This is a genomic window from Pseudomonas sp. AK-TSAG1-1, assembly GCF_056821665.1.
On the sequence record NZ_CM165965.1, the window covers coordinates 248,246 to 269,046 of the forward strand.

General features: G+C 61.1%; 19 protein-coding genes. 13 read left to right on the forward strand and 6 right to left on the reverse strand.

The annotated features are described in order from the left end of the window. Window positions 1-431 precede the first annotated feature (431 nt). The 3 genes from gabD to AC1UK9_RS01075 all read left to right on the forward strand — a co-directional run bounded on the left by gabD (window position 432) and on the right by AC1UK9_RS01075 (window position 4,690). Window positions 432-1,874: an NADP-dependent succinate-semialdehyde dehydrogenase gene (gene gabD, locus AC1UK9_RS01065; protein WP_025113404.1), complete on the forward strand. Its 1,443-nt coding sequence runs from the start codon at window positions 432-434 to the stop codon at window positions 1,872-1,874. Window positions 1,875-2,059: 185 nt separating this feature from the next. Next, window positions 2,060-3,337: a 4-aminobutyrate--2-oxoglutarate transaminase gene (gene gabT, locus AC1UK9_RS01070; RefSeq protein ID WP_482579057.1), complete on the forward strand. Its 1,278-nt coding sequence runs from the start codon at window positions 2,060-2,062 to the stop codon at window positions 3,335-3,337. A 141-nt stretch (window positions 3,338-3,478) separates the two neighbouring features. Continuing rightward, complete coding sequence (locus tag AC1UK9_RS01075) at window positions 3,479-4,690, forward strand: response regulator (protein ID WP_025113403.1); 1,212 nt, start codon at window positions 3,479-3,481, stop codon at window positions 4,688-4,690. Between the two features lie 139 nt (window positions 4,691-4,829). Here the strand turns inward: AC1UK9_RS01075 and AC1UK9_RS01080 are convergent, their stop codons facing one another. Beyond that, window positions 4,830-5,819, reverse strand: a complete 990-nt coding sequence (locus AC1UK9_RS01080; protein WP_482579059.1) for a GGDEF domain-containing protein — start codon at window positions 5,817-5,819, stop codon at window positions 4,830-4,832. A 145-nt stretch (window positions 5,820-5,964) separates the two neighbouring features. Continuing rightward, window positions 5,965-7,149 carry a delta-9 fatty acid desaturase DesA gene (gene desA, locus AC1UK9_RS01085; RefSeq protein ID WP_025113401.1) on the reverse strand — a complete coding sequence of 395 codons (1,185 nt, stop codon included), beginning with the start codon at window positions 7,147-7,149 and terminating at the stop codon, window positions 5,965-5,967. 146 nt (window positions 7,150-7,295) lie between these two features. On the opposite strand from desA, the gene dibA reads away from it, so the two are divergent. From dibA to AC1UK9_RS01115, 6 genes are all read left to right on the forward strand, one after another. After that, complete coding sequence (gene dibA / locus AC1UK9_RS01090) at window positions 7,296-9,215, forward strand: phosphodiesterase DibA (protein WP_025113400.1); 1,920 nt, start codon at window positions 7,296-7,298, stop codon at window positions 9,213-9,215. 300 nt (window positions 9,216-9,515) lie between these two features. Beyond that, on the forward strand, window positions 9,516-9,698 hold the full coding sequence (gene oscA / locus AC1UK9_RS01095) for a sulfur starvation response protein OscA (RefSeq protein WP_003220508.1): 183 nt from the start codon (window positions 9,516-9,518) through the stop codon (window positions 9,696-9,698). A gap of 137 nt (window positions 9,699-9,835) precedes the next feature. Continuing rightward, window positions 9,836-10,849, forward strand: coding sequence for a sulfate ABC transporter substrate-binding protein (locus tag AC1UK9_RS01100; RefSeq protein WP_025113399.1), 1,014 nt, complete (start codon window positions 9,836-9,838; stop codon window positions 10,847-10,849). A 155-nt stretch (window positions 10,850-11,004) separates the two neighbouring features. Continuing rightward, on the forward strand, window positions 11,005-11,823 hold the full coding sequence (gene cysT / locus AC1UK9_RS01105) for a sulfate ABC transporter permease subunit CysT (RefSeq protein WP_007952818.1): 819 nt from the start codon (window positions 11,005-11,007) through the stop codon (window positions 11,821-11,823). A 13-nt stretch (window positions 11,824-11,836) separates the two neighbouring features. Further along, a complete protein-coding gene (gene cysW, locus AC1UK9_RS01110; RefSeq protein WP_003220512.1) occupies window positions 11,837-12,709 on the forward strand; it encodes a sulfate ABC transporter permease subunit CysW in 873 nt (290 codons plus the stop codon). Window positions 12,710-12,712: 3 nt separating this feature from the next. Beyond that, entirely contained in the window at window positions 12,713-13,702 is a 990-nt protein-coding gene (locus AC1UK9_RS01115; RefSeq protein WP_025113397.1) for a sulfate/molybdate ABC transporter ATP-binding protein, read from the forward strand. A gap of 95 nt (window positions 13,703-13,797) precedes the next feature. Here AC1UK9_RS01115 and AC1UK9_RS01120 read toward each other — a convergent pair whose 3' ends face one another. Next, window positions 13,798-14,322, reverse strand: a complete 525-nt coding sequence (locus AC1UK9_RS01120; RefSeq protein ID WP_025113396.1) for an Mpo1 family 2-hydroxy fatty acid dioxygenase — start codon at window positions 14,320-14,322, stop codon at window positions 13,798-13,800. Between the two features lie 82 nt (window positions 14,323-14,404). On the opposite strand from AC1UK9_RS01120, the gene AC1UK9_RS01125 reads away from it, so the two are divergent. Next, the gene (locus AC1UK9_RS01125) at window positions 14,405-15,082 is read left to right on the forward strand and encodes a Crp/Fnr family transcriptional regulator (RefSeq protein WP_473014124.1); all 678 of its coding nucleotides are present in this window, start codon (window positions 14,405-14,407) and stop codon (window positions 15,080-15,082) included. Between the two features lie 123 nt (window positions 15,083-15,205). Here AC1UK9_RS01125 and uraH read toward each other — a convergent pair whose 3' ends face one another. Then, window positions 15,206-15,616: a hydroxyisourate hydrolase gene (gene uraH / locus AC1UK9_RS01130; RefSeq protein WP_482579064.1), complete on the reverse strand. Its 411-nt coding sequence runs from the start codon at window positions 15,614-15,616 to the stop codon at window positions 15,206-15,208. 11 nt (window positions 15,617-15,627) lie between these two features. After that, window positions 15,628-16,113 carry a GlcG/HbpS family heme-binding protein gene (locus AC1UK9_RS01135; RefSeq protein ID WP_025113393.1) on the reverse strand — a complete coding sequence of 162 codons (486 nt, stop codon included), beginning with the start codon at window positions 16,111-16,113 and terminating at the stop codon, window positions 15,628-15,630. A 136-nt stretch (window positions 16,114-16,249) separates the two neighbouring features. On the opposite strand from AC1UK9_RS01135, the gene AC1UK9_RS01140 reads away from it, so the two are divergent. Both AC1UK9_RS01140 and AC1UK9_RS01145 read left to right on the forward strand, forming a co-directional pair. Then, complete coding sequence (locus AC1UK9_RS01140) at window positions 16,250-16,930, forward strand: heavy metal response regulator transcription factor (protein WP_025113392.1); 681 nt, start codon at window positions 16,250-16,252, stop codon at window positions 16,928-16,930. Beyond that, the gene (locus AC1UK9_RS01145; protein WP_482579066.1) at window positions 16,920-18,305 is read left to right on the forward strand and encodes a heavy metal sensor histidine kinase; all 1,386 of its coding nucleotides are present in this window, start codon (window positions 16,920-16,922) and stop codon (window positions 18,303-18,305) included. The genes AC1UK9_RS01140 and AC1UK9_RS01145 overlap by 11 nt, the downstream gene beginning before the upstream one ends. Before the next feature lie 101 nt (window positions 18,306-18,406). Here the strand turns inward: AC1UK9_RS01145 and AC1UK9_RS01150 are convergent, their stop codons facing one another. Next, a complete protein-coding gene (locus tag AC1UK9_RS01150; RefSeq protein ID WP_025113390.1) occupies window positions 18,407-19,411 on the reverse strand; it encodes an AraC family transcriptional regulator in 1,005 nt (334 codons plus the stop codon). 100 nt (window positions 19,412-19,511) lie between these two features. Between AC1UK9_RS01150 and AC1UK9_RS01155 the strand changes: the two genes are divergently transcribed. Continuing rightward, complete coding sequence (locus AC1UK9_RS01155; RefSeq protein WP_482579069.1) at window positions 19,512-20,585, forward strand: fatty acid desaturase; 1,074 nt, start codon at window positions 19,512-19,514, stop codon at window positions 20,583-20,585. Window positions 20,586-20,801: the final 216 nt, after the last annotated feature.

The window sequence follows — 20,801 nt, forward strand, 5'->3', positions numbered from 1 at the left end:
CATACCTAGGTCGGCTCGGGGCGTCCATGCCGGGTTTTGGCGGGTTTTGTCAGGGCGCGTGTCGGGAGAAATCGCTGCATTCCTTAAAGCTGTAACGTCCTGCAAAACCCTCGCTTGGCGCTTTTGCCGGGCTGATCTATGGTTTGGTTGCGGCCGGGGCTTTTGGCTCGTTGATCTGAAAATTTCCACAAACACGCCGTTTTTGTTCTTTTTTTCGAACGACCTATTGTCCTTTAACCCCTTTGATCCTACGATCCGTTTGAGATTTCAAACGCTCTTTGATTGGGTGTTGAAGCGCAGGCGCTGTGAATAACGCACTATCGCTGCGCCTCACCCGGTAGATGATTTCCCTGACGGCAGCCTTGCGAGGCGCCTTTCTACAATCATAATTTTGCTCCGCGCAGGCCGCGGTGCTGTTAAGGAAAGCCGACATGCAGCTTAAAGACACCCTGTTGTTCCGCCAGCAAGCCTTCATTGATGGCGCTTGGGTCGATGCGGACAACGGTCAGACGATCAAGGTCAACAACCCGGCCACCGGCGAGATTCTGGGCACCGTGCCGAAAATGGGCGCTGCCGAAACCCGCCGCGCGATCGAAGCCGCTGATAAAGCGCTGCCGGCCTGGCGTGCACTGACCGCCAAGGAGCGTGCAGGCAAGCTGCGCCGCTGGTTCGAACTGATGATCGAAAACCAGGACGACCTCGCGCGCCTGATGACCCTCGAACAGGGCAAGCCGCTGGCCGAAGCCAAGGGCGAAATCGTTTACGCCGCTTCGTTCATCGAGTGGTTCGCCGAAGAAGCCAAACGCATCTACGGTGACGTGATTCCGGGCCACCAGCCAGACAAGCGCCTGATTGTGATCAAGCAGCCGATCGGCGTGACCGCCGCGATCACCCCGTGGAACTTCCCGGCGGCGATGATCACCCGTAAAGCCGGCCCTGCGCTGGCCGCCGGTTGCACCATGGTGCTCAAGCCGGCTTCGCAAACCCCATTCTCCGCGTTCGCCCTGGCTGAACTGGCGCAGCGTGCCGGCATTCCGAAAGGCGTGTTCAGCGTGGTCTCCGGCAGCGCCGGCGACATCGGCAGCGAGCTGACCAGCAACCCGATCGTGCGCAAGCTGTCCTTCACCGGTTCGACCGAAATCGGTCGCCAGCTGATGTCGGAATGCGCCAAGGACATCAAGAAAGTCTCGCTGGAACTGGGCGGCAACGCGCCGTTTATCGTGTTCGACGACGCGGACCTGGATAAGGCTGTCGAAGGCGCGATCATTTCCAAGTACCGCAACAACGGCCAGACCTGCGTCTGCGCCAACCGCCTGTACATTCAGGATTCGGTCTACGACGCGTTTGCCGAGAAGCTGAAAGTGGCCGTGGCCAAGCTGAAGATCGGCAACGGTCTGGAAGAGGGCACCACCACTGGCCCGCTGATCGACGAAAAAGCCGTGGCCAAGGTGCAAGAGCACATCGCTGACGCCGTGGCCAAAGGCGCCACCGTGCTGGCCGGCGGCAAGCCGATGGAAGGCAACTTCTTCGAGCCGACCATCCTGACCAACGTGCCGAAAGACGCCGCCGTGGCCAAGGAAGAAACCTTCGGCCCGTTGGCGCCGCTGTTCCGCTTCAAAGACGAAGCCGAAGTGATCGCGATGTCCAACGACACCGAGTTCGGTCTGGCTTCCTACTTCTACGCTCGCGACCTGGGCCGCGTGTTCCGTGTGGCTGAGGCCCTGGAATACGGCATGGTCGGCGTCAACACCGGGCTGATCTCCAACGAAGTCGCGCCGTTCGGCGGCATCAAGGCCTCGGGCCTGGGCCGTGAAGGCTCCAAGTACGGCATCGAAGATTACCTGGAAATCAAATACCTCTGCCTGGGCATCTAAGCCGGGAAAGGGATCGCTGCAAACGCAAAGGGCACGAGAGCGCTGTCCCTTTGCGTCGTTTCAAACCGGAATTTTCTCTGCGGCCAGGAACGCCGTGGCAGTCGATCATCGCATGCTGCCACCGCCGATTTCTCCCGCTTAATCCTTGAACCACGCCGCCCGATGAGCGGTGAATGAGGACTGTAATGAGTAAGACTAACGCTGAACTGATGGCCCGCCGTACCGCTGCCGTACCCCGTGGTGTTGGCCAGATTCACCCGATCTTCGCTGAATCGGCAAAGAACGCTACCGTGACTGACGTTGAAGGTCGTGAATTCATCGACTTCGCCGGCGGTATCGCTGTGCTGAACACCGGCCACGTGCACCCGAAAATCATCGCGGCCGTGACCGAACAGTTGAACAAGCTGACCCACACCTGCTTCCAGGTGCTGGCTTACGAGCCGTACGTTGAGCTGTGCGAAAAGATCAACGCCAAGGTGCCAGGTGATTTCGCCAAGAAAACCCTGTTGGTCACCACCGGTTCCGAAGCCGTGGAAAACGCCGTGAAAATCGCTCGCGCCGCCACTGGCCGTGCCGGCGTGATCGCCTTCACCGGCGCTTACCACGGTCGCACCATGATGACCCTGGGCCTGACCGGTAAAGTCGTGCCTTACTCGGCCGGCATGGGCCTGATGCCAGGCGGCATCTTCCGCGCGCTGTACCCGAACGAACTGCACGGCGTGAGCATCGACGACTCGATCGCTTCCATCGAACGCATCTTCAAGAACGACGCCGAGCCGAAAGACATCGCCGCGATCATCATCGAGCCTGTGCAGGGTGAAGGTGGTTTCTACGTCGCGCCGAAAGAATTCATGAAGCGTCTGCGTGCACTGTGCGACCAGCACGGCATCCTGTTGATCGCTGACGAAGTGCAGACCGGCGCTGGCCGTACCGGCACCTTCTTCGCCATGGAACAGATGGGCGTTGCTGCCGACCTGACCACCTTCGCCAAATCCATCGCGGGCGGCTTCCCGCTGGCCGGTGTCTGCGGCAAGGCCGAATACATGGACGCCATTGCCCCAGGCGGCCTGGGCGGCACCTACGCCGGTAGCCCGATTGCTTGCGCTGCGGCCCTGGCCGTGATGGAAGTGTTCGAAGAAGAGCAACTGCTGGACCGCTGCAAGGCAGTCGGCGAGCGTCTGGTCACCGGTCTGAAGGCCATCCAGTCCAAGTACCCGGTGATCGGCGAAGTGCGTGCCCTGGGCGCGATGATCGCGGTCGAGCTGTTCGAAAACGGCGACAGCCACAAGCCAAACCCGACGGCCGTTGCAGCTGTGGTGGCCAAGGCGCGTGACAAGGGCCTGATCCTGCTGTCCTGCGGCACCTACGGCAACGTTCTGCGTGTACTCGTACCGCTGACCTCGCCGGACGAGCAACTGGACAAAGGCCTGGCGATCATCGAAGAGTGCTTCTCGGAGCTGTAAGCCCCGGCACTGTGTGATCGGTTCGACAAAAAACCCGCTTCGGCGGGTTTTTTTACGCCCCTTGAAACACATCCGGTGCTTTTGCGCTGTATCGAAAGGCCAGCATTGGCTAAGGTTCAGGCATTGCAAGGGAGAGCGCGCATGACTGCCGTTGATTTACCCGCCGTACCTCGAGTGCTGATTGCCGAAGCCGATCCGTGGTCCCGGGACCTGCTCAAACAAGTGTTGCTCAACGTCCGTTGCGATGCACGGCTGGACCTGTGTGCCGATGGCCAACAAGCTCTGTCATTGCTCAGCGAAGTGCCGTATGACCTGGCGATCGTCGACTGGGAGTTGCCGGGCATCGATGGCTTGAGCGTGCTGCGCAGCGTGCGTCAGCGCAAGCGCAATCCACCACTGCCGTTCATCCTGATGAGCAGCCGCAACGACAGCGCCAGCGTGCGCGAAGCCATCCCGCTGGCTCCCACGGCTTACCTGACCAAACCGTTGAACATGGAAAGCCTGACCGAACGCCTGCAGGGCTTGCTGCTCAATGCCGGCGAAGAAGTGTTCTGCGAGGTGCCGACGCTGGCGCCCGGCATGACCCTGGCCGTGTTCCTTGAGCGGCGCCGCGAGCGCGCCGATGGTGCGCCGTTGATGACCGATGTGCAGGTGGCGGTGAAGCGCAGCCTGAACCCCAGTGGCCTCGACCTGAAGTTGCTGGAAGATGAAATTCGCACTGATCCGCAAATCACTGCGGTACTGATCGCGGCGGCCAACAGTGCGGCGCAGCATCATGGCGCGGCGGTGCAGACCCTGGGGCAAGCGCTGCATCGGCTCGGCACCGGGCAGAGCATGAACCTGATTCTTGGTCTGGCGCTCAAGCGCAGTGCCAGACTCAGCGACCCGTGCCTGGCGGACTACGCCGAGCGCTATTGGGGGCTGTCGCTGCACACCGCGGAATACGCCCGCACCCTGGCACGCCTGCTCGATCTGGATCAGGAGCGCTGCTATTGCGCCGGCATGCTGCATCGCCTTGGCGATCTGGCGTTGCTGCGTTGTTTGCAGGAGTGGAAACAGGCCGGCGGAGAACTGGATGAGTGGGAGGAGGTGGGCGACGCGCTGGCGGAGTTTGGCGCGGCCTACGGTTCGGCGCTGCGCACGCGCTGGCGCTTGCCGCTGGAGCTGCGCGAGTTGATTGCGTCGGTCTATCAGCTCGGTGGCGGGGTTTATTCTCGCGAGGCGCTGGTGATGAACATGGCAGCACAAATGGCCCGCCTGACCGAGCATGAGGGCGTAGAGGAACTGGCCAGGAGTCGCACGGCGCGGCTGCTGAAGATCGGGTTGCCGGAATTGATGAGGATGCGTAAATAACCGGGGTTTTCACCCAACCCTGTGGGAGCGGGCTTGCTCGCGAAGGCGGTGTATCAGGCAACACAATTGCTGAATGACACACCGCCTTCGCGAGCAAGCCCGCTCCCACATCGGAGCTCTGGATGGCGCAAATCCGGGTTCAGGCAGTAATGATCCGATTCTTGCCCTGGCGCTTGGCCTCGTACATCGCCGCATCTGCCCGGGCGAACAGGCTGTCGAGGCTGTCGTCCTCTGGGTTGAGGCTGGTCAGGCCCTGGCTGACGGTGATGCCGAACGTCTGCCCGTCATGGCTGAAACTCAAGCGCTGAATTTCCTGTTGCAGCCGTTCTGCCACTTGCATCGCCATGTCCGATGCACAACCGGGGAACACCGCTGCGAACTCTTCTCCGCCAATGCGCCCGAACAGATCACCCCGGCGTAAAGAGCCGCGCCCGCATTCGGCGATGCGCTGCAGCACGCTATCGCCCTCGGGGTGGCCGTAGCTGTCGTTGATCAGCTTGAAGTCGTCGATGTCCAGCAGCAGAAACGCCAGTGGCGCACCTTGCAGGCGTGCCTCTTCGAATTCGCGGTTGGCGCATTCGAAGAAATGGCGGCGATTGCTGCTTTGGGTCAGCACGTCGGTGGTCGCCAGGCGTTGCAGCTCGGTTTCCATGTGCTTCTTGTCGGTGATGTCCTCGGCGATGCCGACAATGATCACCGGTTGTCCGGGCTCGTCCTGACGGTTGATGAAGCATTTGTCGCTCAGCCAGCGAAGCTGGCCGTCGGCGGCGATGATCCGGTATTCGCGGTCTTCCACCGCGCCCTTGTGCAGGACTTCGGCAAGGCTGCGTTCGGCGTAATCCAGATCGTCGGGGTAGATACTGTCGCGCCACTGGTTGTAGTCGGCGAGCAAGAGCCCTGCGGAGCGCCCGAAAATCCGTTCATACGCGGGGCTGACGTACAGCACCTGACGGGTTTCCCAGTTGAACGCCCAAAGCACCGCGTTGACGCTCACCAGCAGTGAGCTGAACAGCTGTTCGCGCTCGCTCAGCCGAGCAACTTCGCCCTGGGCGTGCATCAGCGCCATCAGGGTTTGCGCGGCCTCGGGCCACTGCGCAAGGGATGAGTCATTTTGATTGTTGTTGACCATCGGCACATATCTCAAAGGGCGTGCCGCAATTTCGACAACGGCCACAGTACAGCCCGCCGGGGTGGCGAAGTGTCTTTGAGATAGGGGATTTTGTGCTTAGTTCCGAAGGGTGCACCCGGGAGCCCGGGCGCACCGATCAACGGCATCAGACCGCTGCAGGACGCAACGAGTAGGTTTTCAACTGGTCGGCGAATTCACGCAGGGACTGAATACCACTGGCCTCGGCCTCGTGCACCCATTCCTTGATGGCGGCGAGCATGTCGTGGCCATTGGCGCTGGTCTTGACCCAGATCTGCTGCAGGGCCAGGCGTTTTTCGTAAATTACCTTCAGCGCCTGACTGTGCTCGAGCATGTTCTGGATGCGCAAGTGATGACGGTCTTCCAACAGGCTGGTTTCCCGCGACAGCAGGCGTTTGGCCCGATGGAATTGATGGCGTACCGAATGATCGACCTTGTCCAGCTCCTGCTTGACCAGCGGGCCGATCACCAATTTGCGGTACTGGGCCATGATCTGGAAGCGATTGTTGAGGATCGCCATGGCGGTATCCATGTCCAGGTTGCCCTTGCCTTCGACGCGGTGGGCGATCGGCGCCACACGCTGCACCTTGGCCAGACCGAGGAAGCTGAAGACCTTGATCCACGCCCAGCCGAGGTCGAACTCCCACTTCTTCACCGACAGCTTGGCCGAGTTGGGGTAGGTGTGGTGGTTGTTGTGCAGCTCTTCGCCGCCGATCAGGATGCCCCACGGCACCAGATTGGTTGCCGCGTCGCGGCATTCGAAGTTGCGGTAGCCGATGGCGTGCCCCAGACCGTTGACCACGCCGGCGGCCCAGACCGGAATCCACATCATCTGGATTGCCCAGATGGTGATGCCGATGGTGCCGAACAGCAGCAGGTCAATGACGCCCATGATTGCCACGCCCAGCAGCGGATAGCGGCTGTAGAGATTGCGTTCGATCCAGTCTTCGGGGCAGTTCTTGCCGTAGATGCGCAGGGTCTCCGGGTTCTCGGCTTCGGCGCGATACAGCTCGGCGCCTTTGCGCAGCACGGTAGACAGACCCTTGATGACCGGACTGTGCGGGTCATCTTCGGTTTCGCATTTGGCGTGGTGCTTACGGTGGATGGCGGTCCACTCGCGGGTGTTCTGCGCCGTGGTCAGCCACAGCCAGAAGCGGAAAAAATGTTTCAGGCCGGCATTCAGCTCAAGCGAGCGATGGGCCGAATAACGGTGCAAATAGACCGTGACGGCGACAATTGTCACGTGGGTCATCAGCAGGGTGACCGCGACCAGTGACCAGGCCGACAAGCCAAGAAAACCTTCGTACCACATAGGCTATAGGGCCCTCGATAAAGATAAAAACAGCCGTTGCATTATCACCAAGCACACAGATAAAACCAGTCGCCCTTTCAGATAAGAGTCGCTGGATGTTTCTTGACCTATAATTCCAACCTTTTTGTAGGGACATGGACAGCCGAATGTCTGCCACTTATCGCGATGCCTTGCGTGCAGCGCTGCTTTATCTCGTGCTTGCGGCCGTCTGGCTGCAAGGGACTGGTTATTTATTAAACAATTTCTTCGATGAGTCCGTCGATCAACTGCGTTGGCAACTGATCAACGGTTACGTCTGGGCGGCGCTGAGTGCCGGGCTGATCTTCCTGGCCCGCGTGCGTTTGTGTGAGTTTCTCGGCATTGGTGCGCGGTTGCGCGAGCGTCAGGCCGACCGTGAGCGCCTGCGTCAGGCGGCTGCGGTGTTCGACTGCACCCGCGAAGGGGTGCTGGTCACCAATCGCGAGGGCCTGATCGTGCACGTCAACCGCGCGTTCATGGAGATCACCGGCTACCAGCGTGAAGAAGTCCTCGGTCATCAACCGAGCTTGTTCAAGTCCGGTCACCATCCACCAGACTTCTATCAGGCGATGTTTGCCACACTGCAGGCACACGGCGAATGGAGCGGGGAAATCTGGAACCGGCGCAAGAGCGGTGAGATTTACCCACAGTGGCAGACCATCCGCGTGATTCACGATGATCAGGGACGCCTCAGCCACTATGTGGCGGTGTTTTCCGACATCAGTGCGATCAAGGATTCCGAGCACGAACTCAAGCACCTCGCGCACCACGATCCACTGACCGACCTGCCCAACCGTCTGCTGTTCAGCGACCGCGCCGAACAGGCGCTGACATCGGCGCAACTGCACAAGCGCGGCTGCGCCTTGCTGATGATCGATCTGGATCACTTCAAGATGATCAACGACAGCCTCGGGCATAACGTTGGCGATCGCTTGCTCAAAGCGGTGGCGGCACGCCTGCAGGATCTGTTCGGCCCCGGGATGACCCTGGCGCGGCTCGGCGGTGATGAATTCGCGGTGCTGGCGGAAAGTTGTCCACAGCTGGTACAGGCTGCGGCGCTGGCGCAACGCATTCTCGATGCGCTGAAGGAGCCGTTCGCCATCGACCGGCATGAGTTGTTCATCAACGCCAGTATCGGTATCAGCCTCTTTCCCAGCGACGCGCTGAGTGCCGATCAGCTGTTGCGCAATGCCGATGCCGCATTGTTCAAGGCCAAGAGCAGCGGGCGTAACGGATACGCGTTGTACACCGAAGAGCTGACGGCACATGCCCAGCAACGGGTCGAGATCGCCTTCGAATTGCGCCGCGCGCTGGAGCAGCAGGAGCTGCGGGTCTACTACCAACCGGTTCACGATTTGCACAGCAGTCGCCTGATCGGCGTCGAAGCGCTGGTGCGTTGGCAGCATCCACAGCGAGGGCTGGTGTCGCCGGCGGAATTCATTCCGATTGCCGAGCGCACCGGGATGATTGCCGAAATCGATGCCTGGGTGATGCGCCAGGCGTGTTCGCAGATGTGCCAATGGCAACAGGCGGGAGTTGTCCTGTCGTTCGTCGCAGTCAACGTCTCGTCGCGGCTGTTCGCCCGGCGCGAGCTGTATCAGCAGGTGGCGCAGGTGCTGCACGAGACCGGGCTGGATCCGGCCTATCTGGAGCTGGAAGTCACCGAAAGTGCGGTGATGGACGACCCTGAAGTGGCGCTGGAGCAGATGCATCGGTTGCGCGAGCTGGGCATTCGCCTGGCCATCGACGACTTCGGCACCGGCTATTCATCTCTCTTGCGGCTCAAGCGCCTGCCGGTGCAGAAGCTCAAGATCGATCAGGGTTTTGTGGCCGGGCTGCCGTCTGACGAGGACGATGTGGCGATCGTTCGCGTGATCATCGCCCTGGCCCGCAGCATGGGCATGCAGGTGCACGCCGAAGGGATCGAGCAGGCGGAGCAGGCGGCGTTTCTGTTGGATCAGGAATGTGATCTGGGCCAGGGCTACTGGTTTGGGCGGCCGGTGCCGGCGGGAGAAATTGATTGGGCGAAGGCTCCTGTTATCGGCTGAATCCAGTCTCTGTGGTGAGTACAAAACCTGTCGCGAGTGAATTTATCCCCGTCGGGTTGCGAAGCGACCCTGAAAATTTTGCGACTGCTGCGCAGTCCAGCGGGGATAAATCCCCTCACCACAGGGTTATCTGTCGGTCCCGAATCTGCGCAAACCCTTGCCCCGACAGATAATGTTTTCTAGTTATATAAACATTCTTAAATAGTCTTTTTAAGAATATCTGCGCCTCTCTTATATTGCTCCCACGCCGAACGCAGTGCCGCCCACTGCCAGGCATATCCCATTCAAAGGAGCAGCACCATGAGCGCATCCCTTCGCAGCGTTGACGGTCAGGACGAAACCACCATCTTGCGTGAAATCCAGAGCGCCCTGCGCGATCTGCGTTTCGGTGCGGTGGAGATCACTGTGCACAACGCCCAGGTCGTACAGATCGAACGCAAAGAGAAATTCCGTTTGCAGCAACCGGGCAACAAGCCGAGCTGAAAAAGATCGCCGCCTGCGGCAGCTTCTGCAGGGGGCTGTGCGCAAGAGCTGTCGCAGGCGGCGATCTTTGAATGAGCAACCCGACTCCAGCAACACATAAGAAAAAGCCACCACTCAGAATTCCAGGAGCTTTCACCATGTCGTCGATTCGCCGTTACGCTTTGGCCGCCTTGGCCAGCGCTGTGTTTGCCGGTTCCGCGGTTGCCAAGGATTACGAACTGCTCAACGTGTCGTACGACCCGACCCGTGAGCTGTATCAGGACTACAACGCCGAATTCATCAAGTTCTGGCAGCAGGACCATGCCGGCGACACCGTGAAAATCCAGCAATCCCACGGCGGTTCGGGCAAGCAGGGCCGCGCGGTGATCGACGGTCTGCGCGCTGACGTCGTGACCCTGGCACTGGCCGGCGACATCGACGAAATCGCCAAGCTCGGCAAGACCCTGCCGGCCGACTGGCAGAAGCGTCTGCCGGACGCCAGCACCCCGTATACCTCGACCATTGTGTTCCTGGTGCGCAAGGGCAACCCGAAAGGCATCAAGGACTGGGGCGACCTGGTCAAGAACGATGTCTCGGTGATCACCCCGAACCCGAAAACCTCGGGTGGCGCACGCTGGAACTTCCTCGCTGCATGGGCTTATGGCCTGAAAGCCAACGGCGGTAGCGAAGCAAAAGCCAAAGAGTACGTACAGACCCTGTTCAAGCACGTTCCGGTATTGGACACCGGCGCTCGCGGCTCGACCATTACCTTCGTCAACAACGGTCAGGGTGACGTGTTGCTGGCCTGGGAAAACGAAGCGTTCCTGGCGCTGAAAGAAGACGGTGGCGCCGACAAGTTCGACATCGTCGTGCCGTCGCTGTCGATCCTCGCCGAACCGCCAGTGGCTGTGGTCGACAAGAATGCCGAGAAGAAGGGCAACGAGCAGATCGCCGAAGCCTATCTGAAGCACCTGTACAGCCCGGCCGGTCAGGAGATCGCCGCGAAGAACTTCTACCGCCCGCGTGACAAGGACGTGGCGGCGAAGTACGCCCAGCAGTTCCCGAAACTGGAACTGGTAACCATCGACAAGGACTTCGGCGGCTGGAAATCCGCGCAGCCTAAATTCTTCAACGACGGTGGCGTGTTCGACCAGATCTATCAGGCGCAGTAATCTCAAATGAAACGAGCCTGATGTTCAGGCACAAAACATGTGGGAGCGGGCTTGCTCGCGAAGACGGTGTGTCAGACGACATAAATGTTGAATGATAGGGCCCATTCGCGAGCAAGCCCGCTCCCACATTGATGCGTTTTCAACCAAGGACTTTTATGTCGCGTCGTATCTCCCCCGTCATACCCGGCTTCGGGCTGACGCTGGGTTACACCTTGGTGTACCTCAGCCTGATTGTGCTTATCCCGCTGGCGGCGATGTTCGTCCATGCCGCCCAACTCACCTGGGATCAGTTCTGGACGATCATCTCCGCGCCCCGCGTTCTCGCTGCACTGAAGCTGAGCTTCGGCACTGCGCTGTGCGCCGCGATCATCAACGGCATCATCGGCACGTTGCTGGCCTGGGTGCTGGTGCGCTACACGTTCCCGGGGCGCAAGGTGATCGACGCGATGATCGATCTGCCGTTCGCGTTGCCGACCGCGGTGGCCGGTATTGCACTGACGGCGCTGTACACCCCGACCGGGCTGGTCGGGCAGTTCGCCGCCGACCTCGGTTTCAAGATCGCCTACACCCCGCTCGGGATCACGCTGGCGTTGACCTTCGTGACCCTGCCGTTCGTGGTGCGCACGGTGCAGCCGGTGCTGGCGGACATTCCGCGTGAAGTCGAAGAAGCCGCCGCCTGCCTCGGGGCGAAGCCACTGCAGGTGTTCCGCCACATCCTGTTGCCGGCGCTGTTGCCCGCCTGGCTGACCGGTTTTGCTCTGGCGTTCGCGCGGGGCGTCGGCGAGTACGGTTCGGTGATTTTCATTGCCGGCAACATGCCGATGAAAACCGAAATTCTGCCGCTGCTGATCATGGTCAAACTCGACCAGTACGACTACACCGGCGCCACTTCCATCGGCGTGCTGATGCTGGTGGTTTCCTTCGTCCTGTTGCTGCTGATCAACTTGCTGCAGCGGCGCATCGAAACCCCATAAGGAGGCGCGAACCATGTCCCAATCGTCTATTGCGGCCGCTTCCTCGGCCAACGCTGCGCGCCGTGGCAGCGCCACTTCGCGCAGAGTGCTGATCGGTCTCGGCTGGCTGATCTTTTTTCTGTTCCTGGTGTTGCCGCTGTTCATCGTCGTATCGCAAGGTTTGAAGAACGGCCTCGGTGCATTCTTCACCGCGATCTTTGAACCCGATGCCTTGTCGGCGCTCAAACTCACGGTGATCGCGGTGCTGATTTCGGTGCCGCTGAACCTGGTGTTCGGCGTCAGCGCCGCGTGGTGCGTGAGCAAGTACTCGTTCCGCGGCAAGAGCATGCTGGTGACGCTGATCGACCTGCCGTTCTCGGTATCGCCGGTGATCGCAGGTCTGGTCTACGTGCTGATGTTCGGCGCCCAGGGCCTGTTCGGGCCGTGGCTGCAGGATCACGACATCCAGATCGTCTTCGCCCTGCCGGGCATCGTGCTGGCGACGATCTTCGTCACCGTGCCGTTCGTGGCCCGTGAACTGATTCCGCTGATGCAGGAACAAGGCACGCAGGAAGAGGAGGCCGCGCGCCTGCTCGGCGCCAACGGCTGGCAGATGTTCTGGCACGTCACCGTCCCCAACATCAAATGGGGCCTGATCTATGGCGTGGTGCTGTGCACCGCGCGGGCCATGGGTGAGTTCGGTGCGGTGTCGGTGGTTTCCGGGCACATTCGCGGGGTGACCAACACCTTGCCGCTGCACGTCGAGATCCTCTACAACGAATACAACCACGTGGCCGCGTTCGCCGTGGCGAGCCTGTTGCTGATCCTGGCGCTCTTCATCCTGCTGCTCAAGCAGTGGAGCGAAAACCGTATCAACCGCCTGCGCGCCAGCGCCGCGGAGGAATAACTCATGTCGATCGAAGTGCGTAACGTCAGCAAGAATTTCAATGCGTTCAAGGCGCTGGACAACATCAGCCTGGACATCCATAGCGGTGAACTGGTGGCGTTGCTCGGCCCGTCCGGTTGCGGCAAGACCACGCTGCTGCGGATTATTGCCGGCCTGGAAACCCCGGATCAGGGCAACATCGTCTTCCACGGTGAAGACGTCTCCGGCCACGATGTGCGTGATCGCAACGTCGGTTTCGTGTTCCAGCACTACGCGCTGTTCCGCCACATGACGGTGTTCGACAACGTCGCGTTCGGCCTGCGCATGAAGCCGAAAAACCAGCGCCCGAGCGAAAGCCAGATCGCGACCAAGGTCCACGAACTGCTGAACATGGTGCAACTGGACTGGTTGTCGGATCGTTACCCGGAGCAATTGTCTGGCGGCCAGCGTCAGCGTATCGCCCTGGCCCGCGCGTTGGCGGTGGAACCGAAGGTGCTACTGCTCGATGAGCCGTTCGGCGCCCTCGACGCCAAGGTGCGCAAAGAGCTGCGCCGCTGGTTGGCGCGGCTGCACGAAGACATCAACCTGACCTCGGTGTTCGTGACTCACGACCAGGAAGAAGCGATGGAAGTCGCTGACCGTATCGTGGTGATGAACAAGGGCGTGATCGAGCAGATCGGCTCACCGGGCGATGTCTACGAAAACCCGGCCAGCGATTTCGTCTATCACTTCCTCGGCGACTCGAACCGCTTGCTGCTCAGTGACGACAACCACGTGCTGTTCCGCCCGCACGAAGTGTCGCTGTCCAAGCATGAACTGGAAGATCACCACGCCGCTGAAGTGCGCGATATCCGCCCGTTGGGCGCAACCACGCGGGTGACGTTGAAGGTGGAAGGGCAGACGGACCTGATCGAGGCCGAAGTGGTGAAAGACCATGACAGCCTGATTGGTCTGGCCAAAGGTGAAACGCTGTTCTTCAAACCGAAGGTCTGGCAGAAAGTCGCAGGCCTCTGACGTCAAAAGCTTCGTCGGATCGCCGCCCCGAGCAAGCTCGCTCCCACACTTGGAATGCGTTTCCCTGTGGGAGCGGGCTTGCTCGCGAATGCGATCTACACAGCCGCCCGATTCGGATTGACCCGTACCACGCCCGCCCGCGCCTCGATCTGCTCTTTCAGCGCCTGTCGCATGCCGAGCATGAACGCCAGTTCCGCCACCACAAACAACGGCCCGACAATCAACCCGCTCACGTCATCGACAAACGCCGGTTTGCGTCCTTCATAGTGGTGCCCGACAAACTGGATCACCCAGCCGATCACAAACATTGCCAGGCCGCTGCTGAGCCAGACCATGGTGCTCTGCTGCGCCAGTACATGCCCGGCCCAGACCGACAACGCCATCAGCACCGTCATCAGAACGCCCAGCTTCACTTCCAGGCGCAGGTAGAACCACGCTGAGGCCAACGCCAGCAACACCGCCGGAGATAGCCACAAACTGCCCAGCGCCCATTCTGGCCGCGACAACAACACCGCCACGGCCACTACGATCAGCGGAATGCCGATAAAGTGGCTGGCGATGTTGCGCGGGTCGCGGTGATACGCGGCGTATTGACTCAAATGATCGACGAGGCTTTTCATTGTTGTTCCTCCTGTAGGGTGAGAGCAGCATGCCCCGGGTTCGGCGTTCGCTCTGTCAGGCAGGCGACAATTGGGAGTGTTCATGGATAAGCGTTCACAGCTGATGACAGGGCAATGGTTCAGTCATCTGCCAGCGTCCTTTCAGGATAGTCTGCTGGCGGCGGCCCGGGAGCGGCGGCTGACGGCGGGGCAGCGGCTGTTTCAGCGCGGCGATGCGCCGTGCGGATTGTATGCGGTGCTCGACGGCGCGATCCGTATCGGAGCGGTGAGCGAGCAGGGCAAGGAGGCGTTGCTGAGCCTGGTGGAAGCGCCGCACTGGTTCGGCGAAATCTGCCTGTTCGACGGCCAGCCGCGCACCCATGACGCCTACGCTGTCGGGCCTTGCACCTTGCTGAACATCGCGCAAAACACCCTGCTGACAATCCTCGACGAGCAGCCGCTGTACTGGCGGCATCTGGCGTTGCTGATGAGCCAGAAATTGCGCCTGACCTTCATCAATCTTGAACAGTTGAGTTTGCTCCCGGCCCCGGCACGCCTGGCCCATCGCCTGTTGATGATCGCCGAAGGCTACGGCGAACTCGACCCGCCGCGCCGTGTGCTGCAACTGCCGCAGGAGCAATTGGCGTCGATGCTGTCGCTGTCACGGCAGACCACCAACCAGATCCTCAAGGATTTACAGGGGCAGGGGATTATCGGGCTGGGGTACGGCGAGATCGAAATTCTTGATGCCGTTCGATTGCGGGCGCTGGCCACACTCTGAAGAACACGGGTTTCCCCTGTGGGAGCGGGCTTGCTCGCGAAGGCGGTGCATCAGCTAACACATCATGAACTGACACACCGCCTTCGCGAGCAAGCCCGCTCCCACATTGGATCAATGTTGTTTCTACGAGCCGCGATAGGTCGAGAAGCCATAAGGGCTGAGCAGCAACGGGATGTGGTAGTGCTGGTCAGTCTGCTGCACCTGGAAAATCACCGGGATCTCCGGGAAGAACGTCTGGCGCTTGTTCTTCTCGAAATACTCGCCGGTCTTGAACACCACGCGGTATTCGCCCGCCTCGAAAGGCTGTTTGGCCGGGAACAGTTCGGCGATGCGTCCCTGTTCGTTGGTGGTGCCCTGGGCCAGTGGCTGCCAGTCCTGGCCGACATGTTTTTCCAGGGTCACGTTGATCCCGGGGGACGGCAGGCCGTTTTCCAGATTGAGCACGTGCACGCTCAGTGGGTTGCCGGCGGCCAGCGCCAGGCCTGAAACAGCGCTCAGGCCGAGCGCGGCGAAGGTCATGCGCAGGGGGGTCATGGTCAGTCTCCTTATGGGGAACGGATGAGGGTCAGGCCGGCCTTTTCGGCGGCCTTGATGGCACAGTTTTCGTCTTGTTCGCCGCCGCCGGATCCGGCCACGCCCATGGCGCCCACCAGCTCATTGCCGGCGAACAACGGGATACCGCCGCCGAGCAACAGCAGCTCATCGAGGGTGTTGAGATTGGCGGTCTGCGGGTTGCTGCGGGCGTGCTCGGCAAACAGCCGGGTCGGGGTTTTCGTCGACAGCGCGGTGTAGGCCTTGCGCTGGCTGGCGGCGGTGTTGTGCGGGCCGATGCCATCGCCGCGCAGAGTCACCAGCAGGTTGCCGCCACGGTCGAGCACTGACACCGTGCCGGTGCAATTGCTCAGCGCCGAATCGGCCAGCAAGCGTGCGGTTTTCAGATCGAGGTCGGCGTGACGTGGCAGTTCCGGGCTGGCAACCGCGCTGGCGCTCAGGCCGATGGCGAGGCTCGCGACAAGATATTTGAAGGTCATGAACAGGCTCCGAAAGCGAAGGTCGCCACCTTAGCCGGCGCTCTTCGTCAGAACCTCGTCAGTCGGATTACAAGTTTGTAATGGGCAACCGGACCGAAGGCGCCTAGCCTGTGTGCCTGATCAATCGAGGTGTGCCATGCGTTTGCTGGTCGTAGAAGATGAAGCCAAAACCGCGAATTTCCTTGCCAAAGGGCTGGGCGAATCGGGTTTTGCCGTGGACGTGGCACTCAATGGCCTCGATGGGCGCTATTTCATCGAGCAGCAGGCATACGACCTGATCATCCTCGACGTGATGCTGCCGGGCCTCAATGGTTGGCAGTTGCTGCAACTGATCCGCCAGCGCGGCGCCACGCCGGTGCTGTTCCTGACCGCCAAGGACGCTATCGAAGACCGCGTGCGCGGACTGGAACTGGGCGCCGACGATTACTTGCTCAAACCCTTTGCCTTCGCCGAATTGCTCGCGCGGGTGCGCACGCTGCTGCGGCGTGGGCCGATGCGCGAGGCCGAGTCCTACTGCATCGCTGACCTTGAGATTGATGTGCTGCGGCGTCGGGTCAGTCGCGGCGGTCAGCGCATTGCCCTGACCAACAAGGAATTTGCCCTGTTGCAATTGCTCGCCAGTCGTCAGGGCGAAGTGTTGTCACGCACGCTGATCGCCTCCCAGGTGTGGAACCTGAATTTCGACAGCGACACCAACATGGTCGAAGTCGCGGTGCGCCGCTTGCGGGCCAAAGTCGATGACCCGTTCATGCCAAAACTGATCCACACCGTGCGCGGCGTCGGCTATCAGCTGGAAGCGCCCGACGATGCGCGCTAGGTCGATCGCCTGGCGTCTGGCGCTGGCGTTTGCCGTGGTCTGCGCGTTGGTGCTGAGTGCGATTGGCGTGTTTCTCTATCGCTCGCTGGCGTCGGAGATCGCTTACCGCGATGACCTGGCCCTGCTCGGCCGACTTGAGCAGGTGCGCGCGCTGCTCGCCGACAGCGACAGCCTTGACGCCTTGCAGGCGCGCCCGCGTCTCTATCAGAACATGCTCGGTAACCTCGACAGTCTGCTGCTGGTGCGGCGTGCCGACGGATCGAGCGTGATCGGCATCAACCCTCGTCAGCGCGAGTTGCCGGCGCTGAACGCCATCCCCCGCGAGCAGACGCCACAGCGTCACGACGTGCTGACCTGGCAGGCGCCGGACGGTGCCGAGCTGGCGTTGTTGTCCGGTGAAGCCCAAGGGCCGAACGGCGAGCCGCTGACGGTGATTGCCGGCAAGGTGCTCAGTGAACGTGAGCAGATGCTCGGCAGCTATCGCTTGCGCCTGTACCTGGCGGTCGGGCTCGGCGCGTTGCTCGCGTTTGCGCTGGGCCTGGTCCTGCTGCGCCGGGGTCTGCAACCGTTGCGGCAGTTGAGCGATGCGGTGCGCGGAATTGATCTGCGCAGCCTTGATCAACGGTTGTCGGCGAGCGGTACGCCGGCAGAGCTGCTCGAACCGGTGCAGGCGCTCAACGGCATGCTCGCCCGGCTGGACGACAGCGTGCAGCGGTTGTCGCAGTTTTCCGCTGACCTTGCGCACGAAATCCGCACGCCGTTGCACACCTTGCTGGCGAGCAACGGCCAGGCGCTGAATCACCCGCGCAGCACTGCGGAGTATCAGGAGCTGCTGGCCTCGAACATGGAAGAATTCGAACGCCTCAAGCGCATGGCCGAAAACCTGATGTTCCTCGCCCGCGCCGAACAGGCAGAACGGGCGCTCGAACGGCGGACGCTTGATCTGCACAGCGTCGGCAGTGAGCTCTGCGATTACTTTGAAGCGTTGGCCGATGACCGCGAGTTGCGCCTGAATAACCAGTTGCACGGCGAACTGCTGGCCGACCAGCAACTGCTGCAACGCGCCCTTGGCAACCTGTTGGCCAATGCGGTGCGGCACGCGGATGCAGGCACGCTGATCAGCCTTTGCCGCCGTGATGAACCTGGCATGTGCTGGTTGCAGGTGCACAACCTCGGCCCGGCCGTCGCGCCACAGCACCTGGGCAAATTGTTTGATCGCTTTTACCGGGTCGATCCGTCACGGGCGGAACCGGGGGATTCCGGTGGGTTGGGGCTGGCGATTGTGCAGTCGATCATGCAGTTGCATGGGGGGCGGGTGCGGGTGAGCAGTGATGCCACTGGTACCGTGTTTGAGTTGGGCTTTGAGGTGTTCTGACTGACGCCTTCGCGAGCAAGCCCGCTCCCACTTTGAAATACGTTCCCCTGTGGGAGCGAGCCTGCTCGCGAAGAGGCCCGTGAATTCCCCACAAATATTGGTTAGCGCAACTGATCGCGAAACTGCCCCGGCGTCATCCCGGTCCAGCGCTTGAACGCCCGACTGAAACTGCTGGTATCAGCAAACCCCAGCAGATAACTGACCTCGCTCAACGAACACTGCGGATCGCGCAGGTGCAGCAGCGCGAGGTTTTCGCGGCTCTCGTTGAGCAACGTGTCGAAGCGACACCCTTCATCCGCCAGATGCCGTTGCAGGCTGCGCAGGCTCAGGTGCAACGCCTGGGCGATGCGCTCGGCACCGGGCTCACCTTCGGGCAGTTGCTCTTCGATGGCGTCGCGCACCTTGCGCTCCCAGGTCAGCGGTTTGAGCTGGGCCAGGGTGCGCTTGAGCACCGCTTCGTTGTGTTCAGCCAATTCCGGGTTGGCGTCGTCAAGGTGGCTGTCGAAGTCGGCGAGGGCGAACTCCAGGCGGTCCTCGGCGGAGGAGAAATGCACCGGCGCGCGAAATACCTTGTGCCATTGGTGCGCATCGGACGGTTCCGGGCGGCGCAAGTACACCGCCAGCGGCGCGTAGTCGCGGCCCAGACGATTTCGACAAGTGCGCACGTAGATCGCGGCAAAGGCATCGATGGCCTCGAAGGCCGGCGCCGGATTACCTGACGGAATGTTCAGACGAAACAGATAACGGTCGTCGCTGCGGCTCAGTTCCAGCTCCAGCGCATCGCTGACCACCGGGTGATAACGCACGATGCGCTCGAACACTTCACGCAGGCTGCCGCTGGCCACCAGCGCATAACCGAGCGCATGGAACGTGGTCGGGCTGACGAACCGCGAGACCCGCAGGCCGATCGCCGGATCACCGCTGAACTGCACTGCCAGCTCCCACAGGCGTGTGGTGCCGGATAACGGGTAACGCGCGTTCGGGTCATCCATCAACTGCGGATCGAGGCCGGCCTGTTGGCACAGGCCAATACTGTCCAGCCCCAGCGCATCGAGTTGCTTGCGCAAGGCACGGGTCCAGCTGGCGAGGGAGGTCGGTTCCTTCATGCTGATTGGCGCTTCCGGTCAACAGGTTGGCGTTCTCGGCTAGCGTGTTCTGCAAATGCACAGGGCAGGATGCGAACATCGATAACCAGAGGATGGAAGCATGGACCGTACTTCTGCAAGCCCCCAGCGACACAATGCTGCCCAGCGATCAGCGCATATTCGCGAAGTGGTGCTGGCCAAGGGTGTCGAGTTGCGCGAGCGCTACCCGATTCTGCTGTATCAGGACGCGCTGGGCGCCGGGATTCTGGCCTTTGCCCTGGTCGGGATGATCGGTTCGGCAGCGCTCTACATCACTGGCCACATGGCGTGGTGGGTGTGCTTGCTGCTCAATGCGTTTTTCGCCTCGTTGACCCATGAGCTGGAGCACGACCTGATCCACAGCATGTACTTCCGCAAACAGCGCGTGCCGCACAATCTGATGATGGGCCTGGTGTGGCTGGCGCGGCCCAGCACGATCAACCCGTGGACTCGCCGGCACTTGCATCTCAATCATCACAAGGTCTCCGGCACTGAAACCGACATGGAAGAACGCGCGATCACCAACGGCGAACCGTGGGGCTTTGCCCGGTTGCTGATGGTCGGCGACAACGTGATGTCGGCGTTCATCCGCATGCTGCGGGCGAAAACCTGGGCGCACAAAATCAGCATCATCAAACGCAGCTTGAAGGTTTACGCGCCGCTGGCGCTGGTGCATTGGGGCGCGTGGTACGTGTTTCTCGGCTTCCATGCGGCGAATGGCATCGCCTATCTCGTGGGGTCGCCGATTGAATGGTCGGCGACCACGCTGTCGGTCATGCAAGTGATCGACATCGCGGCGGTGGTGATCATCGGCCCGAACGTGCTGCGCACGTTTTGCCTGCACTTCATCAGTTCGAACATGCATTACTACGGTGACGTCGAGCCAGGCAATGTGCTGCAGCAATGCCAGGTGCTGAATCCGTGGTGGTTGTGGCCGCTGCAGGCCTTTTGCTTCAACTTCGGCAGCAGCCACGGGATTCACCATTTCGTGGTCAAGGAACCGTTCTACATTCGCCAGATGACGGTGCCGGTGGCGCATGAAGTGATGCGTGAGATGGGGGTGCGGTTCAATGATTTCGGCACGTTTGGGCGGGCGAACCGGTTTGTTCGTCGGGATGAAGTGGTGCAGGAAGAGGTGCGCACTGCCAGGGCTTGATGGGTGAGTTTGCGGGCCTCTTCGCGAGCAAGCCCGCTCCCACAGGGAAACGCATTCCAACTGTGGGAGCGGGCTTGCTCGCGAAGGCGTCAGATCAGGCAACCTCAATCCGGTTGAAATGGCGAAGCACCGAGAATCACCCCGGTCTCCTCCCACAGGGGAACGCATTCCAACTGTGGGAGCGGGCTTGCTCGCGAAGGCGTCAGATCAGGCAAC

Coding starts and splice junctions, on each gene's coding strand:
- AC1UK9_RS01140 (WP_025113392.1), top strand. CDS start 16,250: ATGCGTTTGCTGGTCGTAGAAGATGAAGCCAAAACCGCGAATTTCCTT.
- AC1UK9_RS01155 (WP_482579069.1), top strand. CDS start 19,512: ATGGACCGTACTTCTGCAAGCCCCCAGCGACACAATGCTGCCCAGCGA.
- AC1UK9_RS01125 (WP_473014124.1), top strand. CDS start 14,405: ATGGATAAGCGTTCACAGCTGATGACAGGGCAATGGTTCAGTCATCTG.
- dibA (WP_025113400.1), top strand. CDS start 7,296: ATGTCTGCCACTTATCGCGATGCCTTGCGTGCAGCGCTGCTTTATCTC.
- gabT (WP_482579057.1), top strand. CDS start 2,060: ATGAGTAAGACTAACGCTGAACTGATGGCCCGCCGTACCGCTGCCGTA.
- uraH (WP_482579064.1), bottom strand. CDS start 15,616: ATGACCCCCCTGCGCATGACCTTCGCCGCGCTCGGCCTGAGCGCTGTT.
- AC1UK9_RS01080 (WP_482579059.1), bottom strand. CDS start 5,819: ATGGTCAACAACAATCAAAATGACTCATCCCTTGCGCAGTGGCCCGAG.
- desA (WP_025113401.1), bottom strand. CDS start 7,149: ATGTGGTACGAAGGTTTTCTTGGCTTGTCGGCCTGGTCACTGGTCGCG.
- AC1UK9_RS01135 (WP_025113393.1), bottom strand. CDS start 16,113: ATGACCTTCAAATATCTTGTCGCGAGCCTCGCCATCGGCCTGAGCGCC.
- AC1UK9_RS01150 (WP_025113390.1), bottom strand. CDS start 19,411: ATGAAGGAACCGACCTCCCTCGCCAGCTGGACCCGTGCCTTGCGCAAG.
- AC1UK9_RS01075 (WP_025113403.1), top strand. CDS start 3,479: ATGACTGCCGTTGATTTACCCGCCGTACCTCGAGTGCTGATTGCCGAA.
- oscA (WP_003220508.1), top strand. CDS start 9,516: ATGAGCGCATCCCTTCGCAGCGTTGACGGTCAGGACGAAACCACCATC.
- gabD (WP_025113404.1), top strand. CDS start 432: ATGCAGCTTAAAGACACCCTGTTGTTCCGCCAGCAAGCCTTCATTGAT.
- AC1UK9_RS01115 (WP_025113397.1), top strand. CDS start 12,713: ATGTCGATCGAAGTGCGTAACGTCAGCAAGAATTTCAATGCGTTCAAG.
- AC1UK9_RS01100 (WP_025113399.1), top strand. CDS start 9,836: ATGTCGTCGATTCGCCGTTACGCTTTGGCCGCCTTGGCCAGCGCTGTG.
- cysW (WP_003220512.1), top strand. CDS start 11,837: ATGTCCCAATCGTCTATTGCGGCCGCTTCCTCGGCCAACGCTGCGCGC.
- AC1UK9_RS01120 (WP_025113396.1), bottom strand. CDS start 14,322: ATGAAAAGCCTCGTCGATCATTTGAGTCAATACGCCGCGTATCACCGC.
- AC1UK9_RS01145 (WP_482579066.1), top strand. CDS start 16,920: ATGCGCGCTAGGTCGATCGCCTGGCGTCTGGCGCTGGCGTTTGCCGTG.
- cysT (WP_007952818.1), top strand. CDS start 11,005: ATGTCGCGTCGTATCTCCCCCGTCATACCCGGCTTCGGGCTGACGCTG.